This window comes from Flammeovirga agarivorans (assembly GCF_012641475.1).
In the GTDB taxonomy this organism is placed as follows: domain Bacteria; phylum Bacteroidota; class Bacteroidia; order Cytophagales; family Flammeovirgaceae; genus Flammeovirga; species Flammeovirga agarivorans.
Map to the genome: position 1 here is coordinate 146,585 of NZ_JABAIL010000007.1, position 21,672 is coordinate 168,256.

The following is a 21,672-nucleotide window of genomic DNA, read 5'->3' on the forward strand; positions in this document are numbered from 1 at the left end:
ATACTGTAAAGGCAGTTTTTAGTCCAAATTGGAAATTCTTTGAAAGAAAAAAGCCCCAAAAATCAATGCATTACAGCGATCTTTGATTTGAAATGAATTATCACTCAGATTAACAACCGAATGAAACAACAAATACTTCTTATCCCTCTATTATTAATTATCTCATTTGCTTCTGTTTTTGCTGTTAATAGTGAAGAAGGAAACGAACTTGAGCCTATTGATATTACTATTCATTCAGATGGATCTACTATAGCAATAGAATATGAGGACATTGGCGTTTTTGAACAAGAAATTAGTGGAGAGAATTATATCCTATGGATCAATAATGTTGAGTATACTATAGAGAAGGTGACTCAGGTTGAAAATATGCTCAACTTACTAATACCTTCTTGGATTGAGATAAGTGATTACGATGAACTCACATTGACATTTTTTTCTGATAATCAGTTGAACGATAAAGGGGTATCATTGATGTCTTTTGAGAAAAGAACGATAGAAAATACGGTTCAATATGAAGTGAAGTTTCCAGATTATTACCCAAATTTTTCATGGAATCATATCAATACACACCTTCATTTTCACAAGAATATTGATTTACTAAATGAAGAGGAAGTTCAGTTTGTCGCTCATCAAAGCCCCTTCATCACTTTAGAGAAAACTCATGCGATGAAGGCTTATGGAAGTACGGAAAAAGGGATTGCGGCAGAAACTCGTCAACTTAAAAGAATTAACCCTAACCTTCAGGTGTTATATTATTGGAATGGATTTGTACACTATGATGTCTATGAGGCTAGCGAAGAATTTCAACAACACCCTGAATGGGTTTTAGAAGACAGTAGGGAGACATCAAATACAAATTATGATCTTACAAATCCTGAGATGAGATCATGGTGGGTACAGTCATTAAAAGAGGCTATTGTGAACAGCAATACAGATGGTGTATTTGTGGATGCATTAACTCAGATTACTGTTGAAAACAATAAAAACTACTGGGGAGAAGAGAAGTTTTATGAACTTGGAGAAAGTGTTTTTAAGCTTTTAGAGGAAACTAGATCTGCAATTGGAGACGATAAAATTATTCTAGTAAATGGAATAAGATCTGTAAACGAACAAACTAACGGTACACAATATGCAGACTATGTGGATGCATTTATGATTGAACATTTTGCCTTTTTACAAGCTGAAAGCAAGGAGAATATATTGCTTGATTTAAAAGCTATGGACAATATGGGCAAGAAGGGAAAGATGGTATTATTAAAAGCATGGCCTGGTTGGTATTGGAGAGAGAACGAATTTATGGATCAATACTCACAGGATGAATTAATTGCACTAGCTAATGATAACTTGGACTTTCCGTTAGGATGTTTTCTGATGGGAATGCATGAGTATTCTTATATTCTTTATGGTTGGGGATATGCCCACACACAAGGGTGGATGGAAGATTATGAGAAGCTTAAACAGAACTTTGGCAAGCCATTATCAAACTTTAAAAAAGAAGGTTGGATACTCTCAAGAGAATTTGAAAATGGTAAAGTAATGGTTGATTTAGAAAATAAAACAGCCACTTTTGAAAAGTCTTTCTTTAATTATTACGCCAATTCTCAGACCTCAACATTAGTAGATAGTCTTAATTCAGATGGATTGGATTATTTTGAAAAAGTAAAGAATCCAGACCCCAAAAACAATACGGCTACATTTGTAGGTAAATTTAAGAATCAACCAAATGAGCAAACTTCAATATCTTTCTATTTGAATGGTTCATTGGATTCTGAGTCAACCACTCAATTTAAATTCCAACTTTATGTAAAAAAAGGATCACATCTTAGTGTTCTAAATCATTCTATATCAGTAAATATTACTGATAATGATGGGTTAATCTGGGAAGAAGAGTTGCCGATAGAGCAATACAACGAATGGATAAATTATACTATCGAAATACCCTATGATCAACTAAAAAACCTTGAACTGAATACCATCCAATTGAGGTTTGATACTCCAGATAACGACAAGGTTTTAGAATATTACTTAGAAGGAGTAATGGGTCCAAATGTGGTGAGTAATGCAATTGAGTTGGAAGGGTATTCAAATAAGTATGGCAATGAGGTCATATTAGACCTTAAAAGTACTCAAAATATAACAGTTTCTAATGATCTAACTTTCCAATTAGAAGTTGATACTGATATTTACGAAGGCCTTGATAATGTTTTTAGTTCAGAGAAGAGATTAGTATTAAACCTACCGAAACCACTTGTTTCTTCAACTAGTAAAAACATTAAAATTAATATTACGAAAGGAAGTATTGTAGATGAAAGTGATAATAAGTTAGAAGTATCATCAAAAATTAATATCAATAACAAAACGACTACCGAATTTGTAGAATATTATAATACAACTAAGAGAAACTCATTGGTTAGGGTAGATACTCTATTAAATACTGCCTCAATAATTGAAGATTCAGCTACTTCACCAATTATAACAAGTTTTTTTCCAGATACTTCAACATTAAAATTTACTAGGGGTGAAAATACAGTATTCTCTTTCCTACAATTTAATTTAAAAAAGGCCATTGATCTTAAAACATCAAGTACTTTTTCAATAAATATTTATCAGAAGAGTGAGGATGAATCAATAACAGATAATATGATATCATGTTATTTGAGAAAAGACAATAAGACTGAAACACAAGTTAAGGTTGATAAATTTATCACAAAGCAAGACGAGTGGGATAATCTGATTTTCGATTTTAGTAGTGTTCAGTTATTGGAAGAAGAATACAATCAATTATTATTCTTTTTTGCATCACCAGATTATGATTTTGATGCTTCAAATAAATCAATTTTTATTGAAGACATTAGAGGCCCTGAGTTGATGAATTTTACCATCGAAGTACCTGTGGAAGATAAAATTACTAGTAGTATTGATTCTGAGGCTATACTTGTAGTTTATCCTAATCCTTCTTCACACAACATTATGTACTTTAATAGAGATGTTACTGAAGTTTATGTGTACAATCTTGAAGGTAAATTAATATTTGAAGAAACTTCTGATCAAATGAGATGGGTGAACTTACAGAAAATAAATTCAGGTATCTTTCTAGTAAAAGTTAGACTTCCTGATGGTAAGTATTATACACAACGTTGGGTAAAACAATAAAATTTATTCAGTTTATAATTATCCGTTATCTTCTGAAAAGATAATTTATGCTCCTTATCACTATTTTGACTTAGTGTTTAAGGAGTTTTTTCTTTGCTTATTTATTCAATTGTACTAAAATAATAGAATTAAATGATGTAGAGTGATATTTTTTTGCTAAAAAATATCTTCAGTACTCAAATTAATAAGTATATGCTGTAAGTTATTGAAAGTTTAATTTAATTGATATTTAATAATGAAAAACATCTTAACAGTATTTATAATGAGTGCTTTATTAAATTTTTAAATAGCCTTAATTGTTAATTACACACTATTTATTTGTCAATTTCAATGAAATCAAGGAGAAAAATCGTATAATTGTACTTATCGTATAAATGAGCTATGAATTGTAATTTTTAAACAATGAAATTAGCAAGCGTAACCAATACATTTGTAATCATCAGACGAATTATTTTTTAACTTTCTTTCTGACTATACGGTGAATAAAAATTACAAATTAAAAACTAACATCTTATTCTTATTTTTTCTCTTAACATTGACAACACAGCAACTAATTAATGCTCAAAGTTTTGATGTTAAAGGGGTAGTCAAGAGTGAAGATGTCACCTTACCAGGAGCATTGATTGCTGTAAAGGGTAATGGTAATGTAGGTACAGTAACCGACATCAATGGTGAGTTCAGTATCCAAGCAAAAAAGGATGATACTCTTGTTGTTTCTTTTCTAGGGTTTAAAACCATAGAAGTGCCAGTGAATGGTAGGAAACAAATTGAAGTGGTGCTTACTGAAGAAATGAATGAATTAGATGAGGTTGTAGTCATTGGCTATGGCGCTCAAAAAAAAGAAGATTTGACGGGTTCTGTTGGACGAGTAGGGAAAGAAATACTTGAGAAAACGAATACCGCTTCTTTCGAAAACGAATTACAAGGTAGAATGGCAGGTGTACAAGTGACCTCTAATTCAGGTCAACCTGGAGCATCCTCAACCATTAGAATCAGAGGGGTTAATTCTTTGGGTGGTAATTCTAATCCTTTGTATGTGATTGACGGAGTTCCCCTCATCTCAAATACTACAGGTGGTTTTGCCCAAGAAGAAGGTGCTCAATTAAGTGCATTGGCTGATCTAAATCCAAAAGACATTGAGTCAATTGAAGTATTAAAAGATGCCTCTTCAACGGCAATCTATGGTGCGATGGGCTCGAATGGTGTTATTCTTATCACAACAAAAAAAGGTGAAGAAGGAAAGATCAGAGTAAACTCATCTTTAAACTATTCTGTTCATGAAGTTGCCCCTTGGATGTATATTGATATGATCGATGCAAATGATTTTATTAATTTAAGAAAAGAAGCAGGACATAATGTCTCAGAAGAAAACCTTGAGTTAGCTCAGAATGGGCAAATGCCTTCTACAGATTGGCAAAAAGAGTTTTATAAACAAGGAAGAACTGTAGATGGAAATGTTACTGTATCAGGAGGTACAAAAAAATACAACTTTTATACTTCAGCTGGCTATTATGACTCTGAAGGTATCATTCCAAATTCTGGATATACAAGGTTCTCTTTAAAAGGTAGTTTTAATGCCAACTTATCAGATAAAGTGAGAGTTGGATCATCAATGAACTTCTCTAGAAGTATGTCAGACGTTGTTAACACAGCGACAAGTTTTAATGATCAAGAAGGCCAATCTAGTGTGGTATACCATACATTGAGATCGCACCCAACAATGACAGTAAATGGAGAAAACCTATTATCCGAAGACTTTCTGATTCAATCACTCTATAATACGCCAATAACTTTAGCCAACAGTAATACGACAGACTATATCAATAATAACTTAATTGGTAATTTGTACTTTAAATATAAACCTATTGATGGTTTAGAATTTGAGTCTAAATTTGGATTTTATTTAAGTCAGAGAGAAAACTCATTTTATAGAGACAGATCACTTTATGTACAAGGTTACAACGGTGGTTGGGCCAGAAGAAGATTTACCAATGTAAATACCTGGAACTGGGACAACATGATGCGTTATAACAAGAAATGGGGGAAACTAAAGTCTGAAAACCTTCTATTAGTAAACGCTAGATATTCTGGTAATCACTATATCCAACAAGAAGCGAAGAACTTTCCTTCTGATGCAACACTTTATCATGATATGGGAGCAGGTTTGATTCAGATGCCTAATGTTTCCGGTATTGATGAAAGAACAATGTTGTCTGGTGTGGCGAGGTCAATTCTAAGTTTTGATGATAGATATTTCTTAACGATGTCTATTAGAGCAGATGGAGCCTCTCAATTTTCTGAAGGAAACAAGTGGGGATATTTCCCTGCAATCTCTGGTGCATGGAAAATCAACAATGAGAAATTCCTAAAGGATAAAAAGAATATTGATCTAGTTAAATTACGAATTGGTTATGGTGAAAACGGTAACCCTGCCACGTATACAGGTCAGTCTTTATCTACATTCAATTCTGGGAGAATCATTTTAGGAAACCCTGAAAACCAATATTCTTCCTATCAAGAAGCATCTTTTACTAATGATGAGTTAAGATGGGAGAAAACGAAAGAAATCAACTTTGGTCTTGATCTAGCTTTCTTTAAAGAAAGAATAGCAATTACAGCAGACTATTATAAAAAGAATACTGAAGACCTATTATTGAATACAAATGTACCTGCATTTACTGGATTCCAAACAGGTTTACTTAATGTAGGTACACTAGAAAATGAAGGTTTTGAATTTTCATTAACTACAGTGAATATCGAAAGAAGAAACTTTTCATGGTCAACAACCAGTAATATTACCTTGGGTAAAACGATTATCACGGAACTTCTCACAGACCCTTTAAGTTCTGGTTATCAAAACCCTTGGGTGTCTGGGCCTACTCAGAGACTAATTGTTGGAGAAGAGTTAGGTACATTCTGGGGGTACAAATCTGATGGTATTTATCAGTATAGTGACTTTGAAGAGTTTCAAGGGATGACTCAAGAGCAGGCGGCCAATAAATTTAAGTCAGATATTGCTAGAGATCCACAAGTAACTTATACACCCTGGAAAGAGTCGGATATTCATCAAGCTAATCAGCCTGGTCAGCAAAAATATAAGGATGTAAATGGTGATGGTAAAATATCTGTAGATGATCAAACAATAATTGGTACTGCACAGCCTGATTTTGTATGGTCAATGAACAACACATTCTCATACAAAAACCTTGAGCTAAGCATCTATTTTGTAGGTGAACAAGGAAAAGATATGGCCAACTTAACCAATTGGAGATTATCATTTATGGATGGTAACTCAAATATCACTCAAGAAATGTATGATACAAGGTGGACACCTGACAATCCGAGTAGCACTAACCATAGGCCATCAAGATATAATACGCAATCACAATTACCTTTTAGTGATCTTGTGATCGAAGATGCATCTTATATCAGGTTAAAGAGAGTAAGTATGACTTACCGTTTTAAAATGAATAAAACTAGAGGTTCAATAATGTTATCAGCTAATGATATTTACACATGGACTAATTATAAAGGATACAATCCAGATGTTTCTTTAAATGGAGCAAACTCATTAATGATGGGACATGATTATGGTATCTATCCACTACCAATTACTTACACTGTTGGAATTTCACTTAGCCTTTAATTATGAAGAATTTATTATCACAAAGTCTAATAAAAGCAACTGCAGTGTCATTAATGGCATTGTTCAGCTGTCAGAACTTTTTAAAAGAAGACCCTAAAAACCTCATTACAGAAAAAGATATTCCTCAAACTGTTGAAGGAGCTAGAACCTTAGCATATTCTACTTATGATAACTGGGTAGAAGGGACAGGTTTATACTCTAGATGGATGTATATGTGGGATGTAGGAACGGATGATATGTCATCTTTCCATTTTTTACAATCCATTGTAGATACCTATGTTTTGCATAATGTTTCCTCTCAAGAACCATTTATGTACCAGGGAATTTGGACACCGCTTTGGAGTGGTGTTGCAAAGTGTAACAAAGCTTTGGAAGTGATTGAACAAATGTCTATTCCAGAGGAAGATCAAGTAGAATTGGAAGCCATCATTGGTGAAATTAGAACCATGCGTGCTTTATATTTCTATCATTTGGTGAGAATGTGGGGAGACGTACCTTATGTGGATGAGACACTAAATAAGCTAAGTGATATCACTGAAATAGAACGTTCGCCTGTTCAGGAAATCTATGAAGGCATCATTATTCCAGATTTAGAAGCTGCTATTGAGGTATTACCTAATAGCTATTCTAACGAAATGCTTGGTAGAGTTTCAAAAGCATCGGCTCAGGTAATTCTTGCTGAAGTGTACTTAACAATGGCAGGGTGGAGAAAAGATGCCACTGGAACTATGGTAAAAGGAAATAGTGAGTACTATAAAAATGCCATGGATGCTGCTTATGCAGTAATCAATAATGAAGGTGGGTACGATATCATCACTCAAGGAATTGGAGATTCACCTGCTTATGCAATGCCTTGGGAAAACTCATTTTCAACAGAGTCTTTAGTAGAATTTGGAGCAATGGCTGGAGGAACAGATGGTTTGTATGTTGTAACAGAATCTGCTGTAAACAGTAACAACTTATTCTGGGGGCAAGGGCAATTACAACAATTTAATGGAGCAAAAAGAGGTTGGTATGTTCCAACTCCTGACCTTTTTAGAGCATTTGAAGAGGGCGACCAAAGAAAAGACTTTGGTATGTTAACCAAAACGATTATGGCCAACGGTCTTGAAGGTTTTTCTAATCCTGTTTTCAGAAAATGGAGTGATCCTAGAATTTACAAAGGTGTAGACGGAGCTTTAAACCATGATGGAGATATTAATTTGATTTTATATAGAGTGGCAGATGCATTGCTTATCTATGCAGAAGCAGCGAATGAAGTGAATGGAGGTCCAACAGCAGATGCTTATACTCAGATCAATAGATTACGTAATAGAGCAGGTCTAGAAAACTTGCAAGAAGGATTATCTCAAGAAGATTTTAGACTAGCTGTTTGGCAAGAAAGAAGAGTGGAACTACATGGTGAATGTAAAAGGAAATTCGATCTTGTTCGCCAAAATAGACTAAAAGAAATGGCTGATAATAGAGATGTTTATTATACCTCAGCAGATAATCCAGAATGGAAGCTAAATGTAGAAAGAGATTCAATTTTAGTGACATATGAGCCAGTGCCTTATCCTCGTCATGAGTACATTTGGCCAATACCTGCAGAGGAGCTTACTTTAAATGCTAATTGGGATCAAAATAGCGGATACTAAAACTACAATCAGACAAAAGATGAAATATTTATTTTATACCGTTGGTACTTTTCTTTTGAGTTTTCTCATCTTAGGTTGTGAGCAAAAAGAAGAAAAAAATACCACAGAATATACAAAGTTAAGTATTAGTCCCTGGCAATCACCTGTTGATATGACGATGGGTGATACGGTACAGTTTATGGCCTTTCTTCAACCCAATGATGATATCGCCGAAGTAACTTGGTCTACACTGGAAAATGAAGATGTAATTTCAATTGATGAGAATGGGTTAGTTATTGCCAAAACTAACGGATGGGCAACAGTATTGGCAACGCATTCATCAGGAATGACAGATACCTCTTATATTGCTGTTGATGATGTGGTTGCTGAGGTGGAAAAGATTGCCTTTCGAGAAAGAATCACAAATGTGGTAGAAGGTAGAACTGCTTATGTAAATGCTTACACTACACCTTATGATGTTAGTGAAATTGGCTTGATCAAATACGCTATGGAAGATAACAGTATTGCTACGGTAGATTCTACGGGAATGGTCACTGGTTTACAGGTAGGATTAACAACTGTCTCAGCAATCACAAAAAATGTTCTTTATGAGGATATTGCTGCTCAGGCATCTATCAAAGTGCATGAGTTAGTAGAACTGACAGAGATTTCACTAGCTTCATCTGTTGTCAATACTTTTCAAGGGTTAGAAGGAAAAATTGACTTTACCTTCCTACCAGAAAATGGCAATGATACTATCTTTGAATTGTTCTCATCAGACACTTCTATTGTAGCAGTTGATGGAGACAAATACATTGCAAAAGATGTAGGGACAGCTTTTATATTCTTATCTAACGGTAAAATTACTGAAGGTCCAATCGAGATTGAAGTGGAAAAAGCGATTGATCTTGAAGATTTTAGTATTATTAGTGAGAACGGTGAGAATATTATCAGAACTATTAATGAGACGTTGCAATTATCTGTATTGACAATTCCTGAGAATGCCACTAATAGAAAAGTAGTATGGTCATCTTCTGATGAAACGATTGCTACTGTTGATAATGCTGGTTTGATCACAGCAACTGGACAAGGAATGGCAACTATTACAGCTATTTCGGAAGAGGGAGGAATTGAAAAGTCATTTACAATAAACGTTAGCGAATACTTACATTATTTTACTGTAGGAGATGACTCCAATTTAGAAAGTGAATTTATACCTTTCGAAGTGACTGTAGAAACAGTGACTGGTTCTGGTTATAATGGCCAAGAGGAAAGCATGTATAAAATAGTTAGGGGAAATCATAAAAACTCATATATATCATTCACTTTTCAAAAACCTCTTGATTTAGGAACCAATGGACGCTTTAAATTCTGGGCAAAAATTGAAGATCCTGGTAAGGAAATCACTAATAACAGAATGTCTATTATTATTAGAAAATCAGACGCTGTAGGTGCAGATCAAAAGCATTTAGGTTTTGTGAGTATTGATACAGAACAATACGGTGAATGGGTACAATATGAATTTGATGGCTCTAAATTTGCCGGCGAACCTATTGATTATTTCAGTGTAAACATATACTGTAACCAAGCGAATGCAGATGCAGATGGGATGGTGATGTATTTTAATCACCTTGAAGGTACTTATTTAAAAGATTAATTTATTTGCTCTAAATAAATTATAACGATTTATACCAACACTCTTTTCCTTTATTGGAAGAGAGTGTTTTTTATTTAATCAATAATACTTTTCATCATAGTAATTTGGATTATTCTTATTTCATTAGATTTGTTTGTTCAAAACTACAAGCTTTTGACTATTTCACCCTAACCCCCTGTTTGTATTGTTTTTACCATTAATTGTAATTTTTGAACAACGAATTTAATAGTGTACATCCTACATTTGTGATAGGTAATAGAAGAAAATTATTTGACTTTTTTATAGATGTGTTTGTCTATTTATTCACACTATGGAAATCACCATTATTGAATTTCTAGACAAAAATTTGTAAAAAAAACAACCCTTTTTTAGTGTAGAAGACACTAACATTGAGCTATTAAAAATCACTAACGATAATCAACAAAGTAATTGAAATGAATAAAAACTTTACTTTAATAAATAAGAGATTTAGTACAAAAATCTTCTTAATTCTCATTTTCTCCCTTTCATCATTTTTTTCAATGGGAGGAAAGCTGGAAAACAATGAATTGCTAGAACTTTCAGCTATAACTGCAGAAGTAAACACTTTAACTGAAGATTTACAATCAAGTTTGATTCTTGATGTAGGGGAGCCATCAGTTTTACAACTTTTGAACGTAAATAAAGCCCATATGGAATGGGGAGCTGCAAACCCAGATATTGCTTCTTTTGATAATAAAGAAGTCGCTAGGTTTATAAAATTAGCAGCTACCAATTCAGAAATTCGCTGGGCCTTACCAGAAGGTGTTGAATTCGACTTCACAAAATCAAGAGAATTTACTCTGAAAGCTTATTTCAACGATAAAAATATTGATGATGTAAATAAAAATCTTAGAATGATCCTTAGAAAGGACAATGATAATACCACTCAAAAAGCTATTTCTGGTGTGATCAAAAGGTTTGGTCATTGGGATGAGTATTCCTTTGATTTTTCAAATGTGGAAATAGAAGACCTTACAGGTTACAACACAGTTTCATTCTATATTGCTGTAAGTGATCCTTCAGATGGAAATGGAGGGTTTCAATCGACAGGTTTAGAGGCTTATTTTGACGAGATTATGGGGCCTCAAATAACTTCATCAAATGTTTTGGTAAAACCAGTTACTTCAAAAACAGGTAGTAGTATTTTACTAAAAACTTTTGGAACTACAGAAGAGTTGGTTGTCAACAACCCTGGTTTTACTTTGAAAGTGAATGATATAGAAACAACTATTTCTGAGACAGTAATTTATAAAGATTATATAGAACTGAAATTAAATGATAAAGTATCAACATCAGATGATTTACTATTATCTTTTAATAGCGGGGAAATAAAAGATCAATCAGATATTTCACTATCATACTTCACAGATGTTTTAGTAGATAATAATACAGAACTGTTTCTAAATGATATGTATTATTTTGATAACACGTCGAATGATATATTTGACTTGTCGAATGAGGTTTCTTCATTTGTAACAGCAGAGATAGTAGATAATCCAGATCGAAATCAAATATGTCCATCAGAGAAGGTTACTAAAATCACAAAAGGGGCTCACAAGAATTCACAATATATTATTAGGTATAATAATTTGAACCTTAAAAACGGTAAGCAGTTTAAGGTAAAATTATACCAAGAAACAGCGGGTGAGGGAATATCATACCCATCAAAAAATTATATACGACTGCAAATTCAGAAACAAGGAACAAATGTAAAGCTTGTCAGTTTGTTTCCATATCTAGTGACACAAGATTCATGGATTGAGTATACTTTCGATTTCTCAGGTATAATTGCTGAAGAAGATAATGAATATTACAACCAGATTGCTTTAATGTTTGGTCAGGAAGATGGAGATGTAAATTCTAGTGTAGGGAATGTTTATTATGTCGATAATTTACAAGGTCCTGGACTTTCTATCGATTCTGATACAAGGTTAACTTCATTATTTGTAAATGACACAGAGGTTGAAGGTTTTACACCAGATAATTACAATTATACCGTTGAACTACCTAATGACGTAGAGAATTATCCAAGTGTGAGTGCAGTTCCTTATAATACGCATGCTTCCATTACAATAGATAATGGGGAAGAAGTTATACCAGGTTCATCAACAGTAAAAGTAACTTCTGTTGATGGTTCAGAATCAAACTATACTGTCTCATTTACAAAAGAGACACCTTCAGATGATGCAACATTAAAAGCTTTATATCTTGATAATGTGATTATTGAAAACTTTGATTCAGAAACGGAGGAATATTCAGTTGTATTAGCCAACGATCATGTAGGTGTTCCTGTACTTTCAGCAGAAGTGAATGATAATTTTTCCACTTTAGAAATTGATGAGACGGATGAAATTCCGGGTACTTCATTGGTAACTGTTACTGCCCAAAGTAGTAATCAAAAAGTTTATAAAGTACATTTTGAATATGAGTACGTTCCATCAACAGATGCATCTTTAGCTTCATTAGAAGTAAATGGAAATGCAATCACTTTGGAAGATAATAAATTCAATTACTATTATACTTTAGCAGATGGTACTACAGAAATTCCAGTTATATCAGCAGAAGCAACAGATGCCAAAGCCGAAGTAAATATTGAACAAGCCACCGAGGTTGAGGGACAAGCAATAGTAACAATAACTGCAGAAAATTCAGAGTATAGTAATACATATACTATTAATTTCGAATTAGAAAATACACCATCTAAGGATGCCACTTTATCTAGTTTATCAGTAAATGGTGAAGAAATTACATTAGTTGGAGAGGATGTAAACTACACATTTATCTTACCTTTTGATGCTGTTGAGTTACCAATAGTAACAGCAGTAGCAACAGATGAAAATGCTGCTGTAGCAATCATTCAGACAGAAGAATTAGAAGGGCAAGCAAGTATTATAGTTACTGCTGAAGATACAGAATACTCAAAGACATACATTGTGAATTTTGAACTTGAAAAAGTGCTTTCTACAGATGCCACTTTGACCATGTTGTCTGTGAATGGAACACCAATTGAGCTTATCGAAGAAGAATTTACATATTATAGTACACTTCCAATTGGAACAACAGATTTGGCTATAGTAACTGCCACAGCAAGCGATGAAAATGCTGAAGTATCAATTGAGCAGGCCTCAGTAGTGGATGGTCAGGCGACGATTATTGTAACAGCAGAAAATACAGATTATGAAAATAGTTATGTTGTTTTCTTCGAAGTGGCACAAGCATCTACAAATGCATTACTTTCAGATCTAATGGTGAATGGAGAAAGTCTCGAGGATTTTGAGGAAGATAATTCTAACTATACCATTGAAATATTGTCACAGGTGGTTCCAGAGATAACGGTTACCACTCAAGATGTGAATGCATCAGTGGATATTCAACAAGCAAGTAGCTTTAGAGATCTTGCAATTATTACCGTAACGGCTCAAGATAATGTCACTCAAAAAGTATATTCTGTGCTGGTCCTACAGTCTGAGGATGCTGTATTAGGTTTGGATCAAAAACTGAAAGCAACAAAAGTATATAGTAGAGGATCTAAACTGATTGTAAACTCAGAAGAAAATCTAGATGACAAGAATATTATAATTGTTGATCTATCTGGTAAACTTCTAGTTAGTCAAAAACTAAATGGGAATTATACAGAGATCAACATTCCTACAAAGGGAGTTGTAATTTCCAGAATATACGATTCGAAATCTCAATTAACTACAAAAGTAATTATAGATTAATTCATCTAAATGTTCTAATAATCAAAGCTGAAAGCTCATATTTCTTTGAGAATTTAATTTCATACTTTTTTAAAGAAGAGCTTTTAGCCTTGAATAGAAAGAAAATACAATAAGGACATTTACTTAAACCTGTTAGGAGCAATATAAAATCTATAAAAAGATCAACTTATCAATATTAAATCGAATTAGAATTATTCAAATATATAGTAATCACCCTACTAACTAATGATTAAATTATGAAATCATTATACTTAACTTTTTGTTTATTGTTTCTATCCGTTTTGGGTTTCGCTCAGGATAAGTATTCTCTCTTTGAAGGAAAACTTGTCATGGCACAAAATCATCCACTAGCATTATATAGTGCACAATCTCCCTGGTATAGTTTTATGGAGTTTGATAACTATGCGAATTTAGGTGCCAATCCAAACCGACCAGAAGCTACATATTTACCATTGATATCAGAAATTACAAATCCTTTATTCTTGGATGATGCTGTAGAATTTGAAATGAAAGCAGCCATTGCATCTGGGATAGATGGTTTCCAGTTTGTAATTAGATATGCATCGGTACGAAATATTGATCTGATCAGCAGAATAATAGCAGCTTACCATAGAGTAGCGGAAGAGAAAAAGATTGATTTTAAATTTTCCCTCTATATCGACTTTCATCATAGTCGTAAACAATCATCAAGTCAGATGATACAACATATGAAAGTTCAGCTTCAGAATATTTTGGAGTTAACCTCAAAAAGTACAAAATGGGTAAGATCTTCAGACAATGAAATTTTAACTCTTACAGCAACAACGGAGTCAATCATTGAAGATTTAAACATTACAAAAAAAGGATATACTTCAGTAAGAAATACTATTCATAATGATCTCTCATATATCGATAAGGTTTATTATGCATTGATTGATATTCAATCGTATATAAAACAACCACTAGCTATTGTTTATCAGGTGAGGTTTTTATCTGACACAAAAATAAATCAGAAAATCTTGGATCACTTTAAATCAGTGTGGTATGTATATAATCAGAATAAAGTGGCAGATCAGTCTATTTATAAGCTTCTTGAAAAGAACGACAGGGCATATATTCAATATGTATCACCTCAAAAATCTCAGGTATTTTTCACGAATAAAAATGAACCGAAATTAGCTGTAACCGCTGTCAAGCAAACAGCTGTATTCCAGGATGAATTAGAAAGTGCTGTATTGAAAAAAGCAAAGATGATCAATCTAGATTCTTGGAATGATTATAGAGGAAGTTCTCACCTTGCTCCTGAATTATATCATAATATGGGGTACTCATTGCTCATTAATTATTATAAAAATAAATGGGGAAAAAGCACATCGAGCAGCAAAGAGTTTGTCATGTTATCTTATCAGACTGTTAAGTCAGATGCTCTGTTACAAAAAGAAATGCCCTTACATGTAGTTGAGAGGTATGGAACATTAGAGGATCAAGATAAAGTAGAAATAACAACTTATCTAAATCAACCCGCAGAGGTGTTTTGTAATGGAAAGTTGGTTGGTTTTGCTGCAAAAGGAAGAAATAATTTTTATGTAGATATCAAAAAGGGTAATGTTGAAGTCCTATTAAAAAGAGATAATATCGTATGTCATAAGCTGATTGGGGCCACTCCAATTAGGAAAAAAGCATATCGACAAAACTTTCTTTGCAATACATATACTACATCCGACGAAGAATTGTTAAATGAGATCATCTCATTAGCCGCGGGTCCAATATTAGAAAAAAACAGATTGCGTTTTTTATTGACTCAGAAGCAATTGGCTGAAATAAAAAAAGCACTCATAAATAAAGTAACGAATGATATTTCCATCACAAGAGTATTAGAAATATCAGACGCAGCATTAGTTATTGAGAGACAGAAGATCAATAAGAATTATGAAAAAGAAATGAAAAAAATACTGGGAGATATCCACTTTGAAATTTGGAAGGATATTCAGAATGAATCTCATAAGGTATCAAGAAATATAGAAAACTTGTACAAAGAATCTGACAATAATAATAACTATAATCTTTTACAACCAACTGAATTTTAATTGCTATGAATAAGAATTACCTACCTATAATACTATCATTATTTATTGTCTTCATTTCGATGAATTCCAACGCCAATAATCTTCAGATTTCAGGTTTAACTGTTGCTTTTAGAAATACTACAGATAAGACCATAACCTTGGATATGAATGTGAGTTGGGATAATTCCTGGAAATTGAATTCAGATCAGAGCAATTGGGATGCAGTTTGGCTTTTTGTAAAGTATAGGAAACTCAGCGAGGAAAGTTGGCATCATGCCACTTTAACACATAATTCGGGTCATTCGGCCATGAATGGAACAATTGTTACTGATGATGATACAGGTACAGGTTTTTCTAAAGGTATTTTTCTTTATGCCTCAAATGAACATGGTCAGCAATCGGTGGACTATGATGTAACATTACAGTGGGAATACGGAGAGGATGGTCAGAGTGATGATGATACTTTTGAGTTTAGAGTATATGGTATTGAAATGGTGTATATTCCTGCTGGCCAATTTTATTTAGGAACAGATGGAAATGAAACAGATGCTTTCTATACATACAATTCGGATCTTTCAGAGAACCCTTATTTAGTAGCAAATGAAAATGCAATTACAGTAGGGCAAAGTGATGGGAACTTATATTATTCAAATAGTTCTGCGAATTCATCAACTATACAAGATGGAACTATTCCAAGTAATTATCCTAAAGGATATGATGCTTTTTACTGTATGAAATATGAGATTACTCAAGGACAATATGCAGATTTTCTTAATACATTAACGGACGCACAATTAGGGAACAGTAAGACTTCGGGGAACGTTAATTTTAGAGATAGAATTACTTTAAATGGTGACGATTATGTCTCCAATTATCCTTATTTACCCGTCAATATTATTAATTCAAATCAGATTCTAGCTTATTTGGATTGGGCTGCAATACGCCCTATGACAGAGTTAGAATTCGAAAAAGCATGTAGAGGTAATCAAGCTCCTGTAGAAAACGAGAACCCTTGGGGTGATGCAACTGCAATTTCTTCTGCTATTACACTAACTGATGCAGATTTAAGTACTGAAGTAGTAAGTACGGGATATAGTAATGTAGAAGGAAACGCCAATTACCTGACTATCTATTCTACTCCTGTTCGAGTTGGAATTTTTTCTTCCAATGCCAATTCAAGAATGGAAGCAGGGGCCACTTATTATGGTATATTAGATATGGGGGGTAATGTTTATGAAACAGTAATTTCTGCAGGAACATCAATGGGAAGATTATACGAAGGAAGTCATGGAGATGGCACATTGGATTCAAATGGTTTCCATGATGTTTCAGATTGGCCATCAGCTTCCTCAAATACAGGTATAGGGCAAAGAGGCGGGAGTTATAGAACGAACGTAGATCATATGAGAGTGTCTAACAGGATATATGCTGCCCTTTACAATACAGGTAATGGTTACAGTGGAGGAAGAGGAGTGAGAACTGCTCCTTAAGATAAGTGAAGTACTATCATTCATTTACTAAAACAAGAGACCCTTATGTCAAGATTAATATATGTATTCTTACTACTTATTGTTTGTGCCCTTCCTTTAGAAGCACAAAATATCTACCAAGGTGGGAATGGAAGTGGAGTAACATTAGCAGTACACCTGTTTAAAGGTATAGATATCTATGGTGGTGATAGTGGAAGTGGAGATGCAACGATTATTTATGATCAACCTTTTGGTATACAAATATTCCAAGGAGGGACAAAGGCTGGTTATTCTTCTTCTACAGTAGAATTAGATGAGCTTTTTGATTTACCTGTTGAATTAACCTTTTTTGAAGCTGATGTTATCGATAAAGCAGTTGAATTGCAATGGCAAACAGCTTCTGAACTCAATAATAAAGAGTTCGATATCTTAAGGAGTGCAGACAAGAAAAGATGGGAAACTATAGCAAAAATTGAAGGTGCAGGAAATTCGAATGTTGCTATTGACTATTCTTGGGTAGACAGCGAGCCTTATTGGGGTACATCATATTATCGATTAATACAAAATGACCTTGATGGAGCGACAAGTTATTCTTATATTTTGGAAGTTAAACTTATATTAGATGATAAAGATGATGTTTTAGTATTTCCGAATCCATTTGTTGATGAAGTTTCAATAAATTTAAATCGAAATGAACAAGATTATTTAAAAGTATATTCTTTATCAGGCACACATGTACCATATGAAGTGATGGAGAGTTTAGATCATATGATAAAAATTAAACTTACCGACGATTCAAAAGGTATATTTTTAATCAATGCCTTAGGTAGAAAAACTAAGTTATATAAACAATAAAAATTTGAACAAAAATTGATGAAAACAGGAAACTGTAGGACACTTCTGCAATAGACTTTCTTTAGTTTTAAATCATAACCAATTCAAAGATTTTTTTCTGTCAATTTTTAAAACAAATTTAAAACACTTATCTACTTATAAAAGATGAATGAGATTATTGCAGAGCAAATAGAGGAACAACATGATATTCAAAAGGAAGAAAAAACTTCTGAGAGTAAAGTCGTTGAAAAAAAATATTTAGTGCCATTTATACTGATTTCCAGTTTGTTTGCACTTTGGGGGTTTGCAAATGATATTACAAACCCAATGGTGTCAGCATTCCAGACAGTAATGGAGATTTCCACTTTTAAAGCATCTTTAGTTCAGTTTGCTTTTTATGGAGGTTACTTTACTATGGCATTACCGGCAGCAATATTAATTAAAAAATATTCCTATAAATCAGTGATCTTAATTGGACTTGGATTATATGCAGTGGGAGCCTTATTATTTATCCCAGCAGCTAATTTCCAGATGTTTGGATTTTTCTTAGTATCACTTTATATCTTAACTTTTGGATTAGCCTTTTTAGAGACAACAGCTAACCCACTAATCTTATCGTTAGGTTCTAAAGAAACATCTACTAGAAGATTAAATCTCGCACAATCTTTTAATCCAATTGGATCAATTACTGGTATGTTTGTCGCTCAGCAATTTATCTTATCACAATTACAATCTGCTGAAAAAGCTGCTGATGGATCGTTGATCTACGCAACATTAGATGAAGCATCTAAGCAAATGATTAAGATGCATGATTTGGTAGTGATCAGAAACCCATATGCTTTATTGGGTATAGTAGTTATTGGTTTCTTTGTGGTGATAGCAATTACAAAGATTCCTAACAATAAAGAAGATGAGGAGTTTAAATTAATGGATACAATCAAAAGATTGGTATCTAATAATATATACAGAGAAGGTGTACTTGCTCAAGTATTTTATGTAGGGGCTCAGATCATGTGTTGGACATTTATCATCCAATACGCTGAAAATATTGGCTATACAAAAGCAGAAGCACAAAGCTTGAATATCATTGCTATGGTAACTTTCCTTCTTTGTAGATTCATAGCAACAGCCATGATGAAGTATGTAAATTCAGCTTTATTACTTGCTATTTTTGCAGTAGGAGGTATCTCTACAATGTGTATCACCATATTCGTAGGTGGAAATGTTGGTCTGTATGCATTGGTAGCTACATCAGCATTTATGTCTTTAATGTTCCCGACAATTTATGGTATCACATTAGAGAATTTAGATCAGGATCAGGAGTTTGGTGCTGCTGGTCTTGTTATGGCAATCGTAGGTGGAGCACTTATGCCTCCGATGCAAGGTACTTTGATTGATCAAGAAACGATTATGGGATTAGATGGTGTAAACTTCTCGTTTATTATACCTCTTGTATGTTTCTGTATGATCGCATTATTCGGATTTAGAAGGTTCGCAAACAGGTAATCGGAATGCCACTATCCGATTATCAATCATCGGATAGTGGTTACTTTATATAAACAATTATTCTACTAAGGACAGTAACATGAAAAAACAATTATTCTCCTCGTTGGGATTAATGGTTTACCTTTTTTTCGCGTTTTCATGCCAAAAAGTAAATCAACAAGAAACTTCAGCCAAAAAACCTAATATTATTATCGTCATTACAGATGACCAAGGCTATGGAGATATGGGGCATACAGGTAATACTGTGATTCAAACGCCTACTATTGACCAATTTTCGAAAGAATCAATCAACTTATCGAACTATCATGTTTCAACGACTTGTGCTCCTACAAGATCGGCTTTGATGACGGGTAGAAATCCAAATCGAATAGGCGTATGGCATACGATTATGGGTGCTTCAATGTTGAATAGAGATGAAGTAACCATGGCCGATATTTTCCAGGAAAACGGTTATAATACGGCCATGTTTGGTAAATGGCATTTAGGTGATAACCATCCTTTTTTACCCCAAGATAGAGGCTTTGATGTGGCCTTTTATCATGGCGGAGGAGGAATTGGGCAAACACCTGATTACTGGAATAACGATTACTTTGATGATACTTACTTTAGAAATGGTAAGCCAGAAAAACAAGAAGGATATTGTACTGATGTTTGGTTTAATGAAGCCATCAAATTTATTGAAGAGAAGAAAGATGAACCTTTCTTGGCTTATGTAAGTTTAAATGCACCTCATGGTCCATACAATGTTCCAGAAAAATATTACGAAAAGTATAAAGATGCTGAAGGTTTATTAGAGACTCAGAAGCGTTTTTATGGTATGATTTCTAATGTAGATGATAACTTTAAAACGTTATTGTCAAAGTTAGATGAATTGGAAATTGCAGATAATACTATCGTCATCTTCACTACCGATAATGGTACAGCCAATGGTTATAAGTTGAATAAAAAGACTAAAAAATACCATGGTTATAATGCTCAAATGAGAGGTACTAAAGCAAGTGAATATGAAGGTGGCCATAGAGTTCCTTTTATCATCAGATGGCCAAATGGTAACCTTACTGGAGGTAAGGAGTTAAGTGACTTGACCGCTCATGTAGATATCTTACCTACTTTATTAACCTTTGCTGGTATTGAACATACACCAAACAAGTTAATGGATGGTATGGATATCAGCGACTATTTGCTAAAACAAACAAAGACTAAAGAGAGAATGCTTGTAGTAGATACTCAACGTATTTCTTGGCCTAAGAAAGGGAAGCAAAGTTGTGTGATGGATGGTCAATGGAGATTGGTGAATGGAGATGAGTTGTATGACCTTTCTAAAGATCCTGGACAAAAAGAGAATATTGCTTCAACGCATCAAGAAAGAGTTCAAAAGATGAACGACTTCTACAACAATTGGTGGGATACGATGATCAAAGAAACTAAATATTCGATAATTGATCTTGGTGTAGATGATATTGATGTTTTGACTTGCCATGATGTTAGAACAATTGATTATTACCCACCTTGGAACCAGAAACTAATTCGTCAAGGTAAGCCAATGAAACCGGCAAGTTTTGCGGTCAACTTTGTGAAATCTGGTAAGTATACATTTAATTTAAGCAGATGGCCAGAAGAAAGTGGATTACCATTAAATGCAGCAATTGATGATGCTATTCCAGCAACAAAGTATACCGATGCAAGAGTGGCAGGGAAAGCAATGTCTTTCAAAACAGCACACATCAAAGTAGGAGAAAAAGAATATTCAGTTGATGTCGATAACTCAAAAAGTGCTGTATCGATAGATGCTGACATCCTTCAAGGAAATAGTGATTTAACCGCTTGGTTCACTACAGATAAAGGAATAAAAACAAATGCTTTTTACATATATGTAGAGCATCACTCTGATAAAAATCTTTAAAAGCAATTTCAAACAGAAATTTATAGCTAGAATAATTTGGGGTCATCATTTCATAGTAAATGATGGCCTTTTTAGTATTCTTTAAATATTGAATATAATT

The 21,672-nt window shown here is 33.6% G+C and carries 10 protein-coding genes; all 10 read left to right on the plus strand.

What is annotated here, in order from left to right; genetic code table 11:
- Positions 1-120: 120 nt before the first annotated feature.
- Entirely contained in the window at positions 121-3,153 is a 3,033-nt protein-coding gene (locus HGP29_RS20665; protein ID WP_168884340.1) for a putative glycoside hydrolase, read from the plus strand.
- Positions 3,154-3,688: 535 nt separating this feature from the next.
- On the plus strand, positions 3,689-6,799 hold the full coding sequence (locus HGP29_RS20670) for a SusC/RagA family TonB-linked outer membrane protein (RefSeq protein ID WP_168884341.1): 3,111 nt from the start codon (positions 3,689-3,691) through the stop codon (positions 6,797-6,799).
- A gap of 2 nt (positions 6,800-6,801) precedes the next feature.
- A complete protein-coding gene (locus HGP29_RS20675; RefSeq protein WP_168884342.1) occupies positions 6,802-8,436 on the plus strand; it encodes a RagB/SusD family nutrient uptake outer membrane protein in 1,635 nt (544 codons plus the stop codon).
- Between the two features lie 19 nt (positions 8,437-8,455).
- On the plus strand, positions 8,456-10,072 hold the full coding sequence (locus tag HGP29_RS20680) for an Ig-like domain-containing protein (protein WP_168884343.1): 1,617 nt from the start codon (positions 8,456-8,458) through the stop codon (positions 10,070-10,072).
- 434 nt (positions 10,073-10,506) lie between these two features.
- Positions 10,507-13,815, plus strand: coding sequence for a cadherin-like beta sandwich domain-containing protein (locus HGP29_RS20685; protein WP_168884344.1), 3,309 nt, complete (start codon positions 10,507-10,509; stop codon positions 13,813-13,815).
- Between the two features lie 236 nt (positions 13,816-14,051).
- Positions 14,052-15,881 carry a hypothetical protein gene (locus HGP29_RS20690; RefSeq protein ID WP_168884345.1) on the plus strand — a complete coding sequence of 610 codons (1,830 nt, stop codon included), beginning with the start codon at positions 14,052-14,054 and terminating at the stop codon, positions 15,879-15,881.
- A gap of 5 nt (positions 15,882-15,886) precedes the next feature.
- Positions 15,887-17,350: a formylglycine-generating enzyme family protein gene (locus tag HGP29_RS20695; protein ID WP_168884346.1), complete on the plus strand. Its 1,464-nt coding sequence runs from the start codon at positions 15,887-15,889 to the stop codon at positions 17,348-17,350.
- Between the two features lie 45 nt (positions 17,351-17,395).
- The gene (locus HGP29_RS20700; RefSeq protein WP_168884347.1) at positions 17,396-18,184 is read left to right on the plus strand and encodes a hypothetical protein; all 789 of its coding nucleotides are present in this window, start codon (positions 17,396-17,398) and stop codon (positions 18,182-18,184) included.
- 144 nt (positions 18,185-18,328) lie between these two features.
- Positions 18,329-19,669, plus strand: coding sequence for an L-fucose:H+ symporter permease (gene fucP, locus HGP29_RS20705; RefSeq protein WP_168884348.1), 1,341 nt, complete (start codon positions 18,329-18,331; stop codon positions 19,667-19,669).
- A gap of 79 nt (positions 19,670-19,748) precedes the next feature.
- Positions 19,749-21,572 (plus strand): arylsulfatase, encoded by a 1,824-nt coding sequence (locus HGP29_RS20710; protein WP_168884349.1) that lies wholly within the window; start codon positions 19,749-19,751, stop codon positions 21,570-21,572.
- The last annotated feature ends 100 nt before the right edge of the window (positions 21,573-21,672 follow it).